Annotated in this window: 15 protein-coding genes; 5 read left to right on the top strand and 10 right to left on the bottom strand. The window is 72.4% G+C overall.

The genetic code is table 11. The annotated features are described in order from the left end of the window. Positions 1-20: 20 nt before the first annotated feature. Positions 21-494: a nitroreductase family deazaflavin-dependent oxidoreductase gene (locus IF55_RS29290; RefSeq protein WP_030887607.1), complete on the bottom strand. Its 474-nt coding sequence runs from the start codon at positions 492-494 to the stop codon at positions 21-23. Next, entirely contained in the window at positions 494-1945 is a 1452-nt protein-coding gene (locus IF55_RS37760; RefSeq protein WP_078645441.1) for an acyl-CoA dehydrogenase family protein, read from the bottom strand. The genes IF55_RS29290 and IF55_RS37760 overlap by 1 nt, the downstream gene beginning before the upstream one ends. A gap of 132 nt (positions 1946-2077) precedes the next feature. On the opposite strand from IF55_RS37760, the gene IF55_RS29280 reads away from it, so the two are divergent. After that, on the top strand, positions 2078-3280 hold the full coding sequence (locus tag IF55_RS29280; protein ID WP_030887603.1) for a thiolase C-terminal domain-containing protein: 1203 nt from the start codon (positions 2078-2080) through the stop codon (positions 3278-3280). 148 nt (positions 3281-3428) lie between these two features. Then, a complete protein-coding gene (locus IF55_RS29275; protein ID WP_078645448.1) occupies positions 3429-4235 on the top strand; it encodes a pyridoxine/pyridoxamine 5'-phosphate oxidase in 807 nt (268 codons plus the stop codon). Between the two features lie 85 nt (positions 4236-4320). Here IF55_RS29275 and IF55_RS29270 read toward each other — a convergent pair whose 3' ends face one another. The 3 genes from IF55_RS29270 to IF55_RS29260 form a co-directional block, all read right to left on the bottom strand. Continuing rightward, positions 4321-4944 (bottom strand): GNAT family N-acetyltransferase, encoded by a 624-nt coding sequence (locus tag IF55_RS29270; protein ID WP_037966311.1) that lies wholly within the window; start codon positions 4942-4944, stop codon positions 4321-4323. Between the two features lie 82 nt (positions 4945-5026). Further along, positions 5027-5440 carry a Zn-ribbon domain-containing OB-fold protein gene (locus IF55_RS29265; RefSeq protein WP_030887595.1) on the bottom strand — a complete coding sequence of 138 codons (414 nt, stop codon included), beginning with the start codon at positions 5438-5440 and terminating at the stop codon, positions 5027-5029. After that, entirely contained in the window at positions 5437-5889 is a 453-nt protein-coding gene (locus tag IF55_RS29260) for a DoxX family membrane protein (RefSeq protein ID WP_030887592.1), read from the bottom strand. The genes IF55_RS29265 and IF55_RS29260 overlap by 4 nt, the downstream gene beginning before the upstream one ends. A 220-nt stretch (positions 5890-6109) precedes the next feature. On the opposite strand from IF55_RS29260, the gene IF55_RS29255 reads away from it, so the two are divergent. The 3 genes from IF55_RS29255 (at position 6110) to IF55_RS29245 (ending at position 9899) form a co-directional block, all read left to right on the top strand. Then, a complete protein-coding gene (locus tag IF55_RS29255; RefSeq protein WP_030887589.1) occupies positions 6110-8335 on the top strand; it encodes an acetate--CoA ligase family protein in 2226 nt (741 codons plus the stop codon). Positions 8336-8360: 25 nt separating this feature from the next. Continuing rightward, positions 8361-9179: an enoyl-CoA hydratase/isomerase family protein gene (locus IF55_RS29250; RefSeq protein WP_030887586.1), complete on the top strand. Its 819-nt coding sequence runs from the start codon at positions 8361-8363 to the stop codon at positions 9177-9179. Between the two features lie 78 nt (positions 9180-9257). Then, on the top strand, positions 9258-9899 hold the full coding sequence (locus tag IF55_RS29245) for a flavin reductase family protein (protein ID WP_030887583.1): 642 nt from the start codon (positions 9258-9260) through the stop codon (positions 9897-9899). Between the two features lie 42 nt (positions 9900-9941). Here IF55_RS29245 and IF55_RS29240 read toward each other — a convergent pair whose 3' ends face one another. The 5 genes from IF55_RS29240 to IF55_RS29220 all read right to left on the bottom strand — a co-directional run bounded on the left by IF55_RS29240 (position 9942) and on the right by IF55_RS29220 (position 16699). Further along, a complete protein-coding gene (locus IF55_RS29240) occupies positions 9942-10871 on the bottom strand; it encodes a hypothetical protein (protein WP_048832682.1) in 930 nt (309 codons plus the stop codon). 735 nt (positions 10872-11606) lie between these two features. Beyond that, entirely contained in the window at positions 11607-12674 is a 1068-nt protein-coding gene (locus tag IF55_RS29235) for a Zn-dependent alcohol dehydrogenase (RefSeq protein WP_030887575.1), read from the bottom strand. A gap of 310 nt (positions 12675-12984) precedes the next feature. Continuing rightward, a complete protein-coding gene (locus IF55_RS29230) occupies positions 12985-14448 on the bottom strand; it encodes an aldehyde dehydrogenase family protein (RefSeq protein ID WP_030887573.1) in 1464 nt (487 codons plus the stop codon). Further along, a complete protein-coding gene (locus tag IF55_RS29225; protein ID WP_030887570.1) occupies positions 14445-15650 on the bottom strand; it encodes an acyl-CoA dehydrogenase family protein in 1206 nt (401 codons plus the stop codon). The genes IF55_RS29230 and IF55_RS29225 overlap by 4 nt, the downstream gene beginning before the upstream one ends. Before the next feature lie 137 nt (positions 15651-15787). After that, positions 15788-16699 carry an SDR family oxidoreductase gene (locus IF55_RS29220; RefSeq protein ID WP_030887568.1) on the bottom strand — a complete coding sequence of 304 codons (912 nt, stop codon included), beginning with the start codon at positions 16697-16699 and terminating at the stop codon, positions 15788-15790. Positions 16700-16757: the final 58 nt, after the last annotated feature.

Here is a 16757-nt window from a genome sequence, read left to right as displayed (position 1 = left end):
TCAACGCCGTCCGAGTCGGATCAACGCCGTTCGAGTCGGAACAGTCTGATCTCGCGGTCCACGCGCTCCTGGTACTTCGCGTACGGGGGCCAGAACTCCAGCACCGCCGCCCACGCCGCCGCCCGCTCCGCCCCGTCGAGCAGCCGGGCCCGTACGGCGATGTCCTGCCCCTGCCAGCTCACCCGCGCCTCCGGGTGCGCCAGCAGATTCGCGGTCCAGGCGGGGTGGCCGGGCCGGCCGAAGTTGGAGCCGACGAGCAGCCAGGTGCCGTCGTCCCGCGGCATACAGGCCAGCGGCGTACTCCGTGACTGCCCGCTCCTGGCGCCGGTCGCCGTGAGTATCACTCCGGGCAGCATCTGGGCGCTGAGCAGCACTCTGCCCCGTGTGAGCCGGTGCACGGCGCGGTCCATGGCGGGGATGACGAACGGGGCGACCTTCGCGAAGGTCTTGGTGGCGGACACCTTCTGCACGAGTCGTACCCCGGGCGCCGCCATCAGACGGCCACGGCGGGGGCGTCGGCGGCCGCGTCCGGGCCCGCCGGGCCGGATGCGGGCGATGGGCGGCCTGCGGCTGATGGGCTGCCCCCGGGCTGCGGACCGGCCGGATCTCCTGCGGCGCCCCCGACCCCGGCCCCCGCCCCGGCGTCCGGCGTGAACAGCCCGGCCAGCTCCGCGGCGCGCGCCCGCAGCCGGTGCACGGGCCCGAAGAGCGACTCGTCACCGGCGGCGCGTTTGAAGTAGAGGTGCGCGTCGTGCTCCCAGGTGAAGCCGATGCCGCCGTGCAACTGCACCGTCTCCCCCGCGACCGTCCGCAGCGCCTGGAGCGCCTGCGCGAGCGCGAGCCCGCCGGCGCCGGGTTCGGCGTCCGCCCGGCCCACGGCCCACGCCGCGTAGTAGGCCGCCGAGCGGGCCGCCTGGACCTCTACGTACAGGTCCGCCAGGCGGTGTTTGACCGCCTGGAAGGAGCCGATCGGCCGGCCGAACTGCTCCCGCTCCCGTACGTATTCGAGGGTGCGCGCCAGCGCCCGGTCGGCCGCTCCGACGGCCTCCGCGGCGAGCACGGCGCCGAGGCCGCCGCCCAGCCGGGCGAGCGCCGCCGGTACGTCCGCCTCGTCGCCGGCGCCGAGCAGTTCGGCGGGGGTGTCGCGGAGTTCGATACGGGCCTGGGGCCGCGTCTCGTCCAGCGCTGTCAGGCGCGTACGGGCCAGCCCTGGCAGGTTCGCGGTGGGCGTGGGGCCGGTCCTGGCTCGCGCCCCGGGCGCGCCCCCGGCCCGTATGGCGCGATCCGGCGCGGTCCCTCGGCGAGGCCGCGCGGCCGATGCCCCTGTGGCCCCGTCCTCGGCCCGTACCAGGAACAGGAGCGTGCGGCTGCGGGCGTATCCGCCGGCGTGCGCGGCCACGATCAGCAGGCCGGCGCTGTGCCCGTCGAGCACCTGCTCGGCCTGCCCGTACAGCCGCCAGCCGTCCTCGTACGGGCGCGCCTGCACGCCGCCCGCGCGGCCGCCGCCGGCCCAGTCGCCGTCGTTGGGGCCGGTGAGCCCGAGGGCGGCGGTCAGGGCGCCGTCCGGCACGGCGAGCGTGGCGGTCAGGCCGCCGTCGGCGAGGCGCGGCAGCAACTCGGCGCGCTGGGCGTCCGTACCGAGTTCGGCGAGGAGGGGCGCGGCGAGGGCGGCGGTGGCCAGCAGGGGCGAGGGCAGCAGCGCCCGGCCGGTCTCCTCGCAGGCCAGCGCCAGTTCGGTAGGGCCGCAGCCGACGCCGCCGTACTCCTGGGGGATCGCCAGCCCCGGCAGTCCGAGCTGTTCGGCGAGCTGCCGCCACAGCCTCTCGTCGTATCCGGCCTCCGTGCGGACCGCGGCCTTGACCTCGTCCGGCCCGCACCGTTTGGCCAGCAGTTCGCGCAGTGTGCGGCGGATCTCGTCCTGCTCCTCGGTGAACGCGGCATCCATCGGCGGACTCCTCCCGTTTCTGACGGGCCGTCATGGTAGGGACGGGGAGCGGACTTTCCTAGGGTCGAGAGGGTGATTCAGTGGGTGACGCGGGGTGCCACCGCGGCCCATACCTGATGTACCGTCAGATTTATGACACCAGGCACTTCAGGGGCCTCAGCAGTCACAACAGGCCGCCGCAAGGTCGCCGTCGTCGGCGTCGCACTCGCCGACTGCGGGCGCGTCGACGAAGCCACCCCCTACGCCCTGCACGCCCAGGCCGCCCGCCGCGCCCTCGCGGACTCCGGGCTCGACCGCTCGGTCATCGACGGCCTGGCCTCGGCGGGGCTGGGCACGCTCGCCCCCGTAGAGGTCGCCGAATACCTGGGGCTGCGGCCCACCTGGACGGACTCCACCTCGGTCGGCGGCTCCACCTGGGAAGTCATGGCCGCACACGCCGCCGACGCCATCGCGGCGGGCCACGCCAACGCCGTACTCCTCGTGTACGGGTCCACGGCCCGGGCCGACATCAAGGCCGGGCGGCGCACCTCGAACCTCTCCTTCGGCGCCCGCGGGCCCCTCCAGTTCGAGGTCCCCTACGGGCACACGCTCATCGCCAAGTACGCGATGGCCGCCCGCCGCCACATGCACGAATACGGCACGACCCTGGAGCAGTTGGCCGACATCGCCGTGCAGGCGCGCGCCAACGCCGCGCACAACCCCGACGCGATGTACCGCGCCCCCATCACCGTCGACGACGTCCTCGGCGGCCCCATGATCGCCGACCCCTTCACCAAGCTGCACTGCTGCATACGGTCCGACGGCGGCTGCGCGGTCCTGCTCGCGGCCGAGGAGTACGTCCCCGACACCGCGAAGGCCCCCGTATGGGTCCTGGGCTCGGGGACCGCCGTCTCGCACACCTCGATGTCCCAGTGGGACGACTTCACCGTCTCCCCGGCCGCCGTCTCGGGCCGCGCGGCCTTCGAACGGGCGGGCGTCGGGCCGGGCGACGTCGACGTGGCCGAGCTGTACGACGCCTTCACCTACATGACGCTCGTCACCCTGGAAGACCTCGGGTTCTGCGGCAAGGGCGAGGGCGGCGCCTTCGCCGAGAAGGGCCGGCTCACCCTCGGCGGCGAACTGCCCGTCAACACCGACGGCGGCGGACTCTCCGCCTGCCACCCCGGCATGCGGGGGCTGTTCCTCCTGGTCGAGGCGGTACGGCAACTGCGGGGCGAGGCGGGCGAGGGCCGCCAGGTCCGCAAGGCCGGAGGCCGGCTCCCGGAGGTCGCGGTGGCCTCCGGTACGGGCGGCTGGTTCTGCTCCTCGGGGACGGTGGTCCTGGGCCGGGGGTGAACCCGCGGTTCGCGCCCTCTATCAGTTGCTCCCACCGATCCAAACCTTTTTCCCTGCCGCTATCTATCTCCATTCCCTGCCGTTATCTCCGCCGGCCTTCACGCCCGCCTCGGTCGTCTCCGCCGCCACCGTTGCTTAGATGGTGCGCATGACCACCGGAAACCCCGAACCGAATCAACGACAGACGGAACAGCGGCCGCTGCCACAGCCGGACCAGCACCCAGAGCAGCAGTCGGAGCAGCACTCTGAGCAAAGGGCGGAAGAGCGGGCAGAAGGGCGGGCGGAGCGGAACGCGGGCGGGCAGGAGGAGTTCCGCGCCCTCTTGCGCTCCCTGCGCGTGTGGGAGGGCGAACTGCCGCCCTTCGACCCCGCCACGGCCCCCGACGCGCCCCTCCCCCTCTTCCAGCGCTGGCTGCGCGAGGCCGCCGAGGCAGGGCAGCCCGAGCCGCACACGATGACACTGGCGACCGCGGACGCGTCGGGCTCACCGTCCGTACGGATCGTGATGCTGCACGACGCCGACGAGCGCGGCTGGCACTTCGGCTCCCACCGCACGAGCCGCAAGGGCCGCGACCTGGCCGCGCGGCCCGAAGCCGCGCTCGGGTTCTACTGGGCGGCTCTCGGCCGCCAGGTGCGCGTCCGGGGAACGGTGACCGCCGCCGGCCCCGAGGAGAGCGCGGCCGACCTGCGCCGCCGTTCCACGGGCTCCCTGGCGTCGGCCCTCGTCGGCCGGCAGAGCGACGTCCTCGGCTCGTACCGCGAGCTGGCGGAGGCATCCGCCGCGGCCTGGGAACGCGCGCAGCGCGAACCGAATGCCCAAGTGGACAGTTGGACGCTCTACGTGCTGTCCCCGACCGAGGTCGAGTTCTTCCAGGGCGACGCCCACCGCCGCCACGTACGCCTCAACTACCGCCGTACGGACACCGGCTGGACCACCGAACTCCTCTGGCCCTGACGCCCACTCGCCCCCGCGTCCCCTCCGTCTCAGGCACCGGACCCGCGCGCCTCCCCCTCAGGCACCCGTCCCCACGCGCTCCGTCTCAGGCCCCCGCCCCCGCGCCCGTCGCGGCGGCCGGCTCCGAGAAGGCGTCCGGAAGCGGGTCGGTGGCGAGCCGCGCGTGGAGGTGGACGTCCCGGAAGGCGTCCTTCTGGCCCGCCTCGAACATGGCACCGCGCAGGGTGCCCTCGTACGCGTACCCGCAGCGGGCCGCGACCCGGCAGGACGGGGTGTTGCCCAGCGCGTGCCCCAGTTCGAGCCGGTGGAGGCCGACCTCGCTGAAGGCCCACCGGCTGCACAGCTCCAGCGCACGGGCGGCGACGCCCCGGCCCCGCGCCTCGGCGAGCACCCAGTAGCCGACGCGCGCGTTGGAGAAGGTGCGGTTGATGAGGTTGAGGGCCACCTGCCCCACGATCTGGTCGTCCTCGGTGACGGCGTAGGTCGCGGTGTCGCCTCGCTCCCAGCCCTCGAAGCGGGCGCGTATGAAGTCGCGGGCGCCGGCCTCGTCCCGGACCGGGACGAGCGGCGTGTTCCAGCGCAGGAACTCGGGGTCGGTGAAGCCCCGCAGCGCTATGGGTGCGTCCGCGTACTCCCATGTGCGCAGTCGCAGGCCGTAGCCTCGCAGGTCAGCCGGGTGCAGCGGGTCCGCCGCCGTCGTGTTCGCCATCTTCGTGCACTCCCACCCCGTCGCGCCCCGACGCCCGTCGCTCGGTCCTCGACGCTCCCGGACTCCACCATCTGTACCGCATTCAACAGGGGCGGAAGACGGGCACTGCCACCGGGGGTTCGCCGGGCTCCGTACGGAACCGGGCCCGCAGTTCCATCCCGACCCGCAGCTCCCCCTCCGGGCAGTCGACGACCTCGGTCATCATCCGGGGGCCTTCGGCCAGGTCGACGACGGCCGCGGTGTAGGGCACGCGCTCGCCGAAGGGCGGCAGGTCGTTCAGGTGGACCACGGACCAGGTGTAGAGGACGGCCCGGCCGCTCGCCTCCCCCCAGTGGACGTCCTCGCTCCAGCAGCGGGGACAGAACTCGCGCGGGTAGTGGTGCGCCGCCGAGCAGGCGGCACAACGGCGGATCAGCAGCCGGCCCTCGGCCGCCGCGTCCCAGTAGGGGCGGGTGAAGGCGTCGGTCTCGGGCAGGTCGAAGCGCGCGGCGCTCATAGGAACAACCCCATCACGTCGTCGAGGGACCAGGTCTGCCAGCTCATGGCGAGGAGCGCGACGAGCGATATGAGCGCCATCATCGCGTTCTGGCCCTGCTCGGCCCAGTCGTGGACCATGAGGACGAGGTAGAGCAGATTGAGCAGCAGGCCGCCTATGAGCGCTATGGGCGTGAGGAGTCCGACGACGAGGCCCAGCCCGAGGGCGAGTTCGGCGTAGACGACGATGTACGCCATGGCCTTGGGCCGGGGGCTCACGACCTTCTCGAACCCGGTCCGTACGAACCCCCAGCGGTGCTTGCCCGCCACGTCGGCGGCCCACGCGATGCCCGTACCGCGCTCGAACCAGCCCTTCTTGTCCTTGTGTCGCCAGCTCTCCAGCCACCACAGCCCGAGGCCGATACGCAGCACCGCGAGCCATTCGGCCCCGCTGAGCCAGATCGTCTGCATCGCCCGCCCTTCTGCTTTCTACCGCTCCTCGTGTCCCTGCCGTTCCCCGCGCTCCCCCGATTTTCTGACGGTACGTCAGTTCAACGGATGGGTAAGGGGTTACGCAAGGGGCTAGGCTCGGATCTCTTTCCAGTGCAACCCCATTCCTGACGCAGCGTCAGTTCAGTAACCTGACTAGGCGTCAGCTAAGTTGGCCATCGAGCAGGAGTGGGCGAGAACGATGCTTGGATCGACTCACGGCACCCTCACCACCACCTCCCGTACGGCCCGCGTGCTGGCCTGCGGGGAGCAGGCGGCGCCCGCCGTCCACGGCAGGGCCGCACCGGCCGAGGACGTGGATGTCAGCGGCCGGGCCCTGCACTCGGACGTACCCGACCTGGACCGCTTCTTCCGTCCCTCCTCCGTGGCCGTCGTCGGCGCCTCCGACGCCGAGGGGCGCCCCAACACCGGCATCACCCGGCAGCTCATCGCCTGGGCCGAGCGCGTCGGAGCCCGGCTCCACCCCGTGCACCCCACCCGTACCAGCGTCTTCGGCCTCCCCTGCCATCCGAGCGTCGCCGACCTCCCCGAAGAGGTCGACCTGGCCGTACTCCTCGTCGGCGACCCGACCCCCGTCATCGAGGAACTCGGCGAGTCCAAAGTGCGCTTCGCCGTCGCCTTCGCCTCCGGCTTCGCCGAGACCGGCGAGGCGGGCGCGGCCGCCCAACAACGGCTGGCCGCCGCCGTCGAACGCTCCGGAATCCGCCTCCTCGGACCGAACACCAACCTCAACGCCTTCGAGAGGTTCCGCGACGACCTCGACGGCCCCGCCATCGCCCTCATCACCCAGTCAGGCCACCAGGGCCGCCCCGTCTTCACCCTCCAGGAACTCGGCATCCGGCTCTCCCACTGGGCCCCCACCGGCAACGAGGCGGACCTGGAGACGGCGGACTTCATCTCCTACTTCGCCACCTGCCCCGAGGTCGGCGCCATCGCCGCGTATGTGGAAGGGCTCAAGGACGGCCGCGGCTTCCTCCTCGCCGCCGACCGGGCCGCCCGCAACAAGGTGCCGGTGGTCGCCGTCAAGGTCGGCCGCACGCAGGCCGGCGCCCGGATGGCCGCCTCCCACACCGGCAAACTCACCGGCGCGGACGAGGTGGTGGACGCCGCCATGCGGCAGTTCGGCGTGATCCGCGTCGACGGGCTCGACGAACTCCAGGACACCGCCGCCCTGCTCGCCCGTGCCCGGCCACCGCGCGCCGACGGCGTCGTGGTGTATTCGATCTCGGGCGGCACGGGCGCGCACTTCTCGGACCTGGCGACCGCCGCCGGGCTCCAACTCCCGACCCTCGGCGCGGCGAAACAGGCCGAGCTGCACCAGTGGATACCCGACTACCTCAGCGTCGCGAACCCGGTCGACAACGGCGGCCACCCCGTGGGCGACTGGCGCGGCCGCAAGATCATCGACGCGATCCTCGCCGACCCCTCCGTCGGCGTCCTCATCTGCCCGATCACCGGCCCCTTCCCGCCCATGAGCGACAAACTCGCGCAGGACCTGGTGGACGCGGCGGAACAGACCGACAAGCTGGTGTGCGTGGTGTGGGGGTCCCCCGTCGGCACCGAGGACGCCTACCGCACCACCCTCCTCGGCTCCTCCCGCGTCGCCACCTTCCGCACCTTCGCCAACTGCATCACCGCCGTCCGCGCCTACCTGGGCCACCACCGCTTCACCGCGGACTACCACTCCCCCTTCGAGGACGCCCCGCGCACGCTCTCCCCCTCCGCGCGCAAGGCGCAGGCGCTCATGCGCCCGGGCGAGCAGCTCAGCGAGCACTCCGCGAAGCAGTTGCTGCGCGCGTACGGCATTCGCGTACCACGCGAGCAGTTGGTGACGAGCGCGGCGGCGGCCGTGCGGGCGGCCGGCCTGGTGGGCTATCCCGTCGTCATGAAGGCGTCCGGGCCGGGACTCGCCCACAAGAGCGAACTCGGCCTGGTCAAGGTCGGCCTGACCTCCGCCAGCCAGGTCCGGGACGCCTATCGCGAGCTCACCGACATCGCCCGCTACGAAGGGGTGCCGCTCGACGGTGTGCTCGTCTGCCAGATGGTCGCGCGCGGCGTCGAAATGGTCGTCGGCGTCACCTCCGACAGCCTCTTCGGCCCCACCGTCACCGTCGGCCTCGGCGGCGTACTGGTGGAAGTGCTGCGCGACGCGGCGGTGCGCGTACCACCGTTCGGCGAGGACCAGGCCCGCGCGATGCTCGGCGAACTGCGCGGCCGCGCCCTCCTCGACGGCGTGCGCGGCGCGCCGCCCGCCGATGTCGACGCGCTCGTCGAAGTCGTGCTGCGCGTCCAGCGCATGGCCCTCGAACTGGGCGACAGCCTCGCCGAACTCGACATCAACCCGCTGATGGTGCTCGAACGCGGCCAGGGCGCGGTGGCGCTCGACGCGCTCGCCGTCTGCCACTGACCCAAGGACCCGGAGCCGCTCCCCCATGACTTCCTCCCCCGAAGAATCCGTTGAGTCATTGATACGGCACACCACTGACAACGGGGTCTCGTGGATCACCCTCAACCGCCCCGAAGCGATGAACGCCGTCACCTGGGACCAGCGAGAACGCATCATTTCGCTGCTCGACGAGGCCTCTGCCGATCCGGCCGTACGAGCCGTCGTGATCACCGCGACCGGCAAGGGCTTCTGCGCCGGCGCGGACCTTCGCGGCACCCCCGCCACCGGCGGCGCCGAGCGCGTCGCGGGCGATGTGGCCCGTACGATCCGGCGCGGCGCCCAGCGGCTGATCAGCGCCGTCCTGGACTGCGAGAAGCCCGTCATCGCCGCCGTCAACGGCACCGCGGCGGGCCTCGGCGCGCACCTCGCGCTCGCCTGCGACCTCGTGCTGGCGGCGGAGTCGGCCCGGTTCATCGAGGTGTTCGTACGGCGCGGGCTCGTACCGGACGGCGGCGGCGCGTACCTGCTGCCGCGGCTGGTGGGCCCGCAGCGCGCGAAGGAGCTGATGTTCTTCGGCGACGCGCTGCCCGCCGCCGAGGCGGAGCGGCTGGGCCTGGTGAACCGGGTCGTGGCCGAGGCGGAGCTGGCGAAGGTCGCGCGCGAGTGGGCGGGGCGGCTGGCGGCGGGCCCCACCCGCGCCCTCGCCCTCACCAAGCAGTTGGTCAACGCCTCGCTCGACACCGACCGTACGAGCGCCTTCGCGGCCGAGGCCGCCGCGCAGGAGATCAATATGACGACATCGGACGCGCGGGAGGGCGTCGCGAGCTTCGTCGAGCGACGCACCCCCGAATACCGAGGAGGTTAGCCAAGTGTCACGCTCAGTCCATCACTTCCCATCCGAAACCCCGTCCGTTTCAATGAAGTCATGATGGGACACGCAGGGATGGCAGCCACCGCCGTGCGCTATCTGCGGTCGGTGGGCGCGTCCACCTCAGCCGGGCAGCCGGTCGACCCGCTCCCCCGCCCCGAACTCCGGGCCGTCCGCGAGGACGAGCGCTCCCCCGTCGAGGCGGCCGAGTTCCGGCGCGTTCTCGGCAATTTCGCGAGCGGCGTCACCATCGTCACCGCGCCCGCCGAGCCGGACAGAGCGGACGACGGCGGTCCCCTCGGCCCCGCGGGCTTCGCCTGCCAGTCCTTCTCCTCGCTCTCCCTCGACCCGCCGCTGGTCGCCTTCATGGTGGCCCGGACGTCCACGACCTGGCCGCGCATCGCCCGCACCGGCGTCTTCTGCGTCAACGTCCTGGGCGCCGGCCAAGGCGATCTGTGCCGGGGCTTCGCCGTGAGCGGCGCGGACAAGTTCGCCGGAGTGTCCTACGAGCCGTCCCCGGTGACCGGCTCCCCGCTGCTCGCGGACGTAGCCGCGTGGATCGACTGCACCATCCACACCGTGCACACGGGAGGCGACCACCTCATCGTCGTCGGGCGCGTCGAGGCGCTCGGAGCCCCGGAGGGAGACAGGGACACGGCGGAGGGAGGGCCGCTGCTCTTCCACCGGGGGACGTTCGGCTCGTTCGCCGGCCTCTGAACCGATGTGAGGGGGCCGGGGACCTGGCCGGGCTCGGGCTCGTCAGTGCTGGTGGGCCCCGGCGTGGCCGCCGTGTCTGCGCCGCTCCTGCTGCTCGGCCTGCTTCTTCGTCAGCTTCGTCAGCACATAGCGCTTGCCGGAACCGGGCTTCCCCAGCTCGTGGAAGATCCGCGGCTTCTTGGCGGTACCGCCGACGCTCCACTCCCGCACGAGCTCACACGCGTTGATCCGCATGGAGACGCCCCGAACGTGGTCGCCGTCCTTCACCGAACTCCAGGTCCCGGTGCCCTCGCAGTCCTTCGGCCGGTCCTTTCCGGTGCCGTCCCACACGAAGTTGTCGAGCCCGTCGGCGACGGCCTTCCCGTCCGCCGCCAGCTCCACCGATCCGCCGCGTCCGTCGCTCCAGGTGCCCTCGATGTCCGAGGCGCTGAGCCGGGGCGGCTTGTAGACGCTCACCAGCCCCGTCCCGTACGCGGCCGAGCCGAGCACGGCGATGCCGAGCCAGGCCACGGCGGCGTTGCGCGCGACGCGCCGGACGAGGCGACCGCCGCGGCCGGCCCGGGCCCGCCCACCGGCGGTCCGCGCGACCACCGTCGCGGGCGCCGTCGCGACGGTGAGGGCGGCCCACCAGCCGAGGTACGTCAGGGGCTGCGCGAGCGACCGGCTGCCGAGCGCGGCCACCGCCCCGAACGCGGCGACCAGCGCCGCCGACACCACCGGTACGGCCGCGAGGGCCCGCCACCGGTTGTCGGCGCGCCCCCTGCGCCGCGCCCACCAGCGCGCGAGCGACAGCGCCGGCATCACCGCGATGGCGGTGACGAAACCGCTCAGCAGCACACCGAGGAGGCAGATGGCGAGCACCGCCCCGACGATCATCACGGTGCTGCCGGGCAGACCGTCGTGCTCGCGCGCGAGCACGACGAGGACGGCCAGCGTCCCCCCTATGACGACTTCGGCGCACAGGGTCGCCATGGAGGAGCAGAAGGCCGAACCGAAGCCGTCATCGGCCTTCTCGGCGTTCTCGTCGCCTATGGGGGCTTTGGTTGGCCTTTGGCGAGGCTCCGGGGGTCTCGCCTTTGTCAGGTCGACGCGCACGCCGGTCGGCCCGGGGGCGGCTTCCGGGTCCGGGTGGGGGGCTTCCGAGTCCGCGCCGGGGGCTTCCGGGTCCGGCTGGGATGCTACAGGGCGCGTTCCGGGTGCTTCCGGGCCCGTTCCGGGGGCGGCCGAGTCCATTCCGGAGGCTTCCGGGTCCGTTGGGGAGGCGTCCGCCGCCCGTTTCGCGCGCACCGGTTCGCCGTCCGCCTCCGCCGGTATAGCGCCAGGCCCCGTCTGCTGAGTCATAGCCGCCCCTCTCACCAAGAATGATTCCTTGTGGGGCCGGAAGGTTCCGCTCCAAATGGGCCGGCCGTCGGGGCTCCCAACGGGCGGCGGCACACGCGCGTGCCCGCGTCCCCGCCCGGGGGCTGCCGCCCGGGCCGTACGCGGGCTTCGGGAGCGCCTCAATCACCCGGCGCATCGGCCCCGTTGGTGCCGACACGCCCCGACTGTCCCGTACGCACCACCCGCCCCGTACGTACAGAGAGCCCACCCGGAGCCGCCCATGTGGTTCTCGTCACTATGGGCCGTTTTTCGTGCTCCCATGGGCGTGCCCTACGTCCGGGGCCCGACGCCCGGCGACCGGCGACCGGCGTCAGCGGGTACGGGACGTCAGAAGGTGAGCACGCAGCGCGCCACCCGCCCGTGGTGGGCGTCGTCGGCGGCCTTCGCGAAGTCCTCGACCGGATAGGTCTCCGTGATCAGTTCGTCCAGCATCAGCCGGCCCTCGCGGTAGAGCCGCGCGTACAGGACGATGTCGCGCTGCGGGCGGGAGGAGCCGTAGCGGCAGCCGAGTATCGATTTGTCGAGGTACATGGACGAGACGAGAAAGGACGCCTGCGCGTCGGCCGGGGGCACGCCGAGCAGGACGGCCTGCCCATGCCGGTCGAGGAGGTCGACCGCCTGCCGGATCAGCTTGGTGTTGCCGACGCATTCGAAGGCGTGGTCCGCGCCGGTCGGCAGGATGCTCTTCACTGCGGCCGAGGTGTCCGGACTGGTGGAGGCGTCGACGAAGTGGGTCGCGCCGAACGAGCGGGCCGCCGCCTCCTTCGCCGGGTTCGCGTCCACCGCCACGATCGTCGAGGCTCCGGCGAGGCGCGCCCCCTGCAGGACGTTGAGGCCGATGCCGCCCGCGCCGATGACGACGACCGACTCGCCCTGGCCGACCTCGGCCCGGTTGAGCACGGCTCCGACGCCGGTCAGCACCCCGCAGCCGATGAGCGCGGCGGAGGGCAGCGGCACATCGTCGGGGATCTTGACCGCTTGGACCGCCTTGACGACCGTACGTTCGGCGAAAGCCGAGTTGGAGGCGAAGTTGTAGAGCTTCGTGCCGCGCCGGCTGAAGGGCTGCGCCGGCATGCCGATGGCCTTGCGGCACATGGTCGGACGGCCCCGGTCGCACTCGGCGCACGCGCCGCAGTTGGCGAGGGTGGACAAGGCGACGTGATCGCCGGGCGCCACGTGTCCGACGCCCGCGCCGACCGCCTCGACCACGCCCGCGCCCTCGTGGCCCAGGACCACCGGCACCGGGAAGGGGATGGTGCCGTCGATGACCGAGAGATCGCTGTGGCACAGACCGGCCGCGACGACCGCGACCAGCACCTCGCCGGGGCCCGGATCGCGGATCTCCAGATCGTCGACGACCTGGGGCTGTTTGCCGTCGAAGATGACGCCTCGCATAGTGCCGTCCCTTCAAGGTGGCCTCGATCAAGGCCGGAGTGGAGATCCACAGAGGAATCCGGTGCGGAAGACGGCGACCGGTGCCCGGCCCCGGCGCTGTCGCTGGTGCCGCTCTGGCGCTGTTGCCGGTACCCGGCCCCGGCGCTGTCGCTGGTGCCGCTCTGGCGCTGTTGCCGGTACCCGGCTCCGGCGCTGTGGCTGGTGCTGCCCCGGCGCTGGGGCTGGTTCTCGGCCCCGCCGCTTCGCCGGTGCTGCCCCGGCGCTGTGGCTGGTGCTGCCCTGCCGCTGTTCGCCGGTGCGGCGCCGCCGGTCAGGAGGGCCAGACCACGGACTGGAGTTCGCTGTACGCGTGCAGGCCGAACGATCCGCCGTCGCGGCCGACGCCGCTGTCCTTGAAACCGCCGAACGGGGTCTCGGGGTGCCGCTGCACGGTGTTGATGCCGACGTTTCCGCTGCGCAGGCGGGCCGCGAGGGCCCAGGCGTGGCCGGCGTCGGAGCTGAAGACGTAGTCGTAGAGGCCGTAGGAGGTGCCGTTGGCGATGCGGACGGCCTCGTCCTCGTCGTCGAAGGCCATCGCGACGACGACCGGGCCGAAGAGTTCCTCGCGCGCGACCGTCATATCGGGGGTGGCGTCGGCGATGAGGGTGGGCGGTACGTAGAAGCCCGGCTTGAGGTCGGGGCGCGCGCCGCCCGCGACGATACGGGCGCCCTGCTCACGGGCGCCGGCGATGTACGCCTCGACGCGGTCGCGCTGGGCCGCGGAGATCAGCGGGCCGACGATCGTGGAGTTATCCACAGGGTCCCCGATTGTCAGTGCCTCCGCGTAGTGTTTGAGACCGGCGACGACCTTCTCGTACAGCGATCGATGGACGAGCACGCGGGTCGGCGCAGTGCAGATCTGTCCGCTGTGGAATGACCAGACCGAACCGACCGCCTTGATCGCCGACGCGACCGTCTTGTCGTCGGCATCCCCCAGGACGATGGCCGCGCCCTTGCCTCCCAGCTCCATGAGGGTGCGCTTCATCGACCTCCCAGCGGACTCGGCGATCTTCTTTCCCACCGCGGTGGACCCGGTGAAGCTGACCATGTCGACGTCCGGATGGGAGACGAGTTCCTCTCCGGCGGCGGCGCCCGATCCCGTGACGACGTTGAAGGCGCCGTCCGGCAGTCCGGCCTCCTTGAGGATCGGCCCCAGTTCCAGGCAGGCCAGCGGGTCTTGGGGGGCGGGCTTGGCGACGACCGTATTGCCCATGGCCAGGGCGGGCGCGGCCTTGCCCGCGAGATTGACGATGGGGAAGTTATAGGAGGTGATGCATCCGATCACGCCCACCGGGCGGCGTACGGCGGCGGCGCCGATGAGTCCGCCGGGGGCCAGCGCGCTGGCCTTCACGGGCTGCGGCGCCAGCGGGACGACATCCGGTTCGAGCGCGCCGCGCGCGTAGCGGCGGAAGCGGTCGGCCGCGGTGGGCACCTGCATGGTCGAAGCGAGGCGCATGGTCGCCCCGGTCTCGGCCTGGAGCAGGGGCACGAGGTCCCCGCCGTGTTCGGCAAGAAGATCGGCTATCCGGTCCAGCACGGCCGCGCGCTCGCGCGGATCGGTGCGGGACCAGCCGTCATAGGCGGCCCGTGCGGCGGCCACGGCAGCGGCGACCTCGGCTCGCGTCGCTTCCGGGGCCTCCCCGACGACCTCCTCGGTCGCCGGATTGACAACTGCATAGTGCCCTTGGGCGGGCTCGCACCAGGAGCCGTCGATCCAGTGCCCGTACGCGGTCATCGGGACTCCTTCGGCAGGCCGAGCACCCGCTCGGCGATGATGTTGCGCTGGATTTCGTCCGAGCCGCCGTAGATGGTGTCGGCCCGCGTGAAGAGGAAGAGGCGCTGCAGCGCGTCGAGTTCGTACGGGCGCTCGGCGCTCCAAGCGGCGGGGCCCACGGCCGAGGCCGTGCCGCGCACCCGCATCGCCAGCTCGCCGAGCCGCTGGTGCCAGCCGCCCCACAGCAGTTTGGCGACATTGGGCGCGCCGGGCACGTCCGTGGCGCCCAGTGTGCGCAGGGCGTTCCAGCGCATCGTCCGGAGCTCTGCCCATTGCCGTACGAGCCGGTCGCGCAACACCGGTTCCGCTGCGGTGCCGTGCTCCAGGGCGAGGCGTACCACTTCGCCCAACTCCGCTGCGAAGCCGATCTGTTGGACGAGCGTGGAGACTCCGCGCTCCAGAGCCAGCAGCCCCATGGCGACCCGCCAGCCGTTGCCCTCCCCGCCGACGAGGTGCTCGGCGCTCGCCAGCGCCCCGTCGAAGAACACCTCGTTGAATTCGGCGGTCCCCGAGAGCTGCCGGATCGGCCGGACCTCGATCCGGCCGGGCTGGTCCATCGGCACGAGCAGGAAGGAGAGCCCGTGGTGGTGGCGGGAGGCGGGATCCGTTCTGGCCAGCACGAAGCACCAGTGGGCGTCCTGGGCGAGGGAGGTCCAGATCTTCTGGCCCGTGATGCGGTACGGGCCTTCGGGGGCGGTGTCGCGCGTGGCCGTGGTGCGCACTCCGGCCAGGTCGGAGCCGGCGTCGGGTTCGCTGTAGCCCTGGCACCACAGTTCCTGGCCCCGGGCGATGGGGGGCAGGAAGCGCTCCCGCTGCTTCTCGTCCCCGTAGGCGATCAGGGTCGGGGCGAGCAGGTTCTCGCCGATGTGGCCGACGCGTCCGGGGGCGCCGGCGCGGGCGTACTCCTCGGCCCAGACGACCTGCTGGGTGAGGGTCGCCGTGCGGTTGCCGTAGGGGCCCGCCGCGCGGTCCCAGCCGAGTCCGATCCAGCCGCCCGCGCCGAGTTCGCGTTCCCAGGCGCGGCGGACCTGGGGGAGTTCATGTTCGCTGCCGGGTCCGCCGTGGCCCGCGGCGTCCGCGAACTCGCCGGTCAGGTGGGTCGAGAGCCATTCCCGTGCCTCTGCGCGAAAGGTCTCGTCCTGTGGCCCGAAGGCGAAATCCACAGCGTCTCCTTCCTTCCGCGCGGGGCGCGCGGATTCGCCCGGCTCTTCGCCGACCGGGCTACGGACCGGTGCCGCCGACCGGGCTGCGGGCCGGTGCCGCCACATGGGGTCGGCGTTCGGCGTCGCCCCCGGCGGTCTCAGGCGTTGGGGCGTTCCTTGGCCGCCGCGGCGGCGGCCATCGCCTCCAGTTGCGCCAGCATCGGCATGGGGTCCGTGCCGACCGTTCCGGGCAGGAAGTCGGCGATCTTCTCGGGGGTCCACGCGCCGTCCGCGTAGGCGGACCGCAGCTCGCGGGGTTGCGCCCAGACCGCGATCTTGGGGCCGGCGACCGTATAGACCTGTCCGGTGATCTTCTCCTCGCGGGCCCGTTCACTGAGCAGGTAGACGACGAGCGCGGCCACGTCCTCGGGTTCGCCGATCTCCTTGAGCTCCATCGGCACGTTCGCCGACATCCGGGTGCGGGCCACGGGGGCGACGCAGTTCGCGGTCACCCCGTATTTGTTGAGGCCCAGGGCAGCGCTGCGTACCAGGGAGATGATGCCGCCCTTGGCCGAGGAGTAGTTGGCCTGCGCGACGCTGCCCTGGTGGTTTCCGCTGGTGAAACCGATGAGGGTGCCGCTGCCCTGCTTGCGCATCACCGCCGAGGCGGCCCGGAAGACGGTGAAGGTGCCCTTGAGGTGGGTGGCGATGACCGGGTCCCATTCCTCCTCGGACATGTTGAAGAGCATGCGCTCGCGCAGGATTCCCGCGACGCACACGACGCCGTCGATCCGTCCGTACCGCGTCAGGGCGGTGTCGATGATGCGCTGGCCGCCCTCCATCGTCGAGACGTCGTCCGCGACGGCGACGGCCTCGCCGTCGGCCGCCTCGATCTCCTTCACCACCGACGCGGCGATCTCGCTGGTGGGCTCGCCGCCCTCGATGGACACGCCGTAGTCGTTGACGACGACCTTCGCGCCCTCGGCGGCGCAGGCGAGGGCCACGGCCCGTCCGATGCCACGGCCGGCCCCGGTGACGGCGATCACCTTGCCTGCCAAGAAGTTCCCCACGTCGCGCCCCTTCCCGCGTTTTCTGACGGACCGTTAGATTTTTGAGCAGACGGGAGCC

The organism is Streptomyces varsoviensis, assembly GCF_000718635.1.
Taxonomy (GTDB): Bacteria; Actinomycetota; Actinomycetes; order Streptomycetales; family Streptomycetaceae; genus Streptomyces; species Streptomyces varsoviensis.
This window is presented reverse-complemented; position numbering and strand designations above follow the sequence as displayed.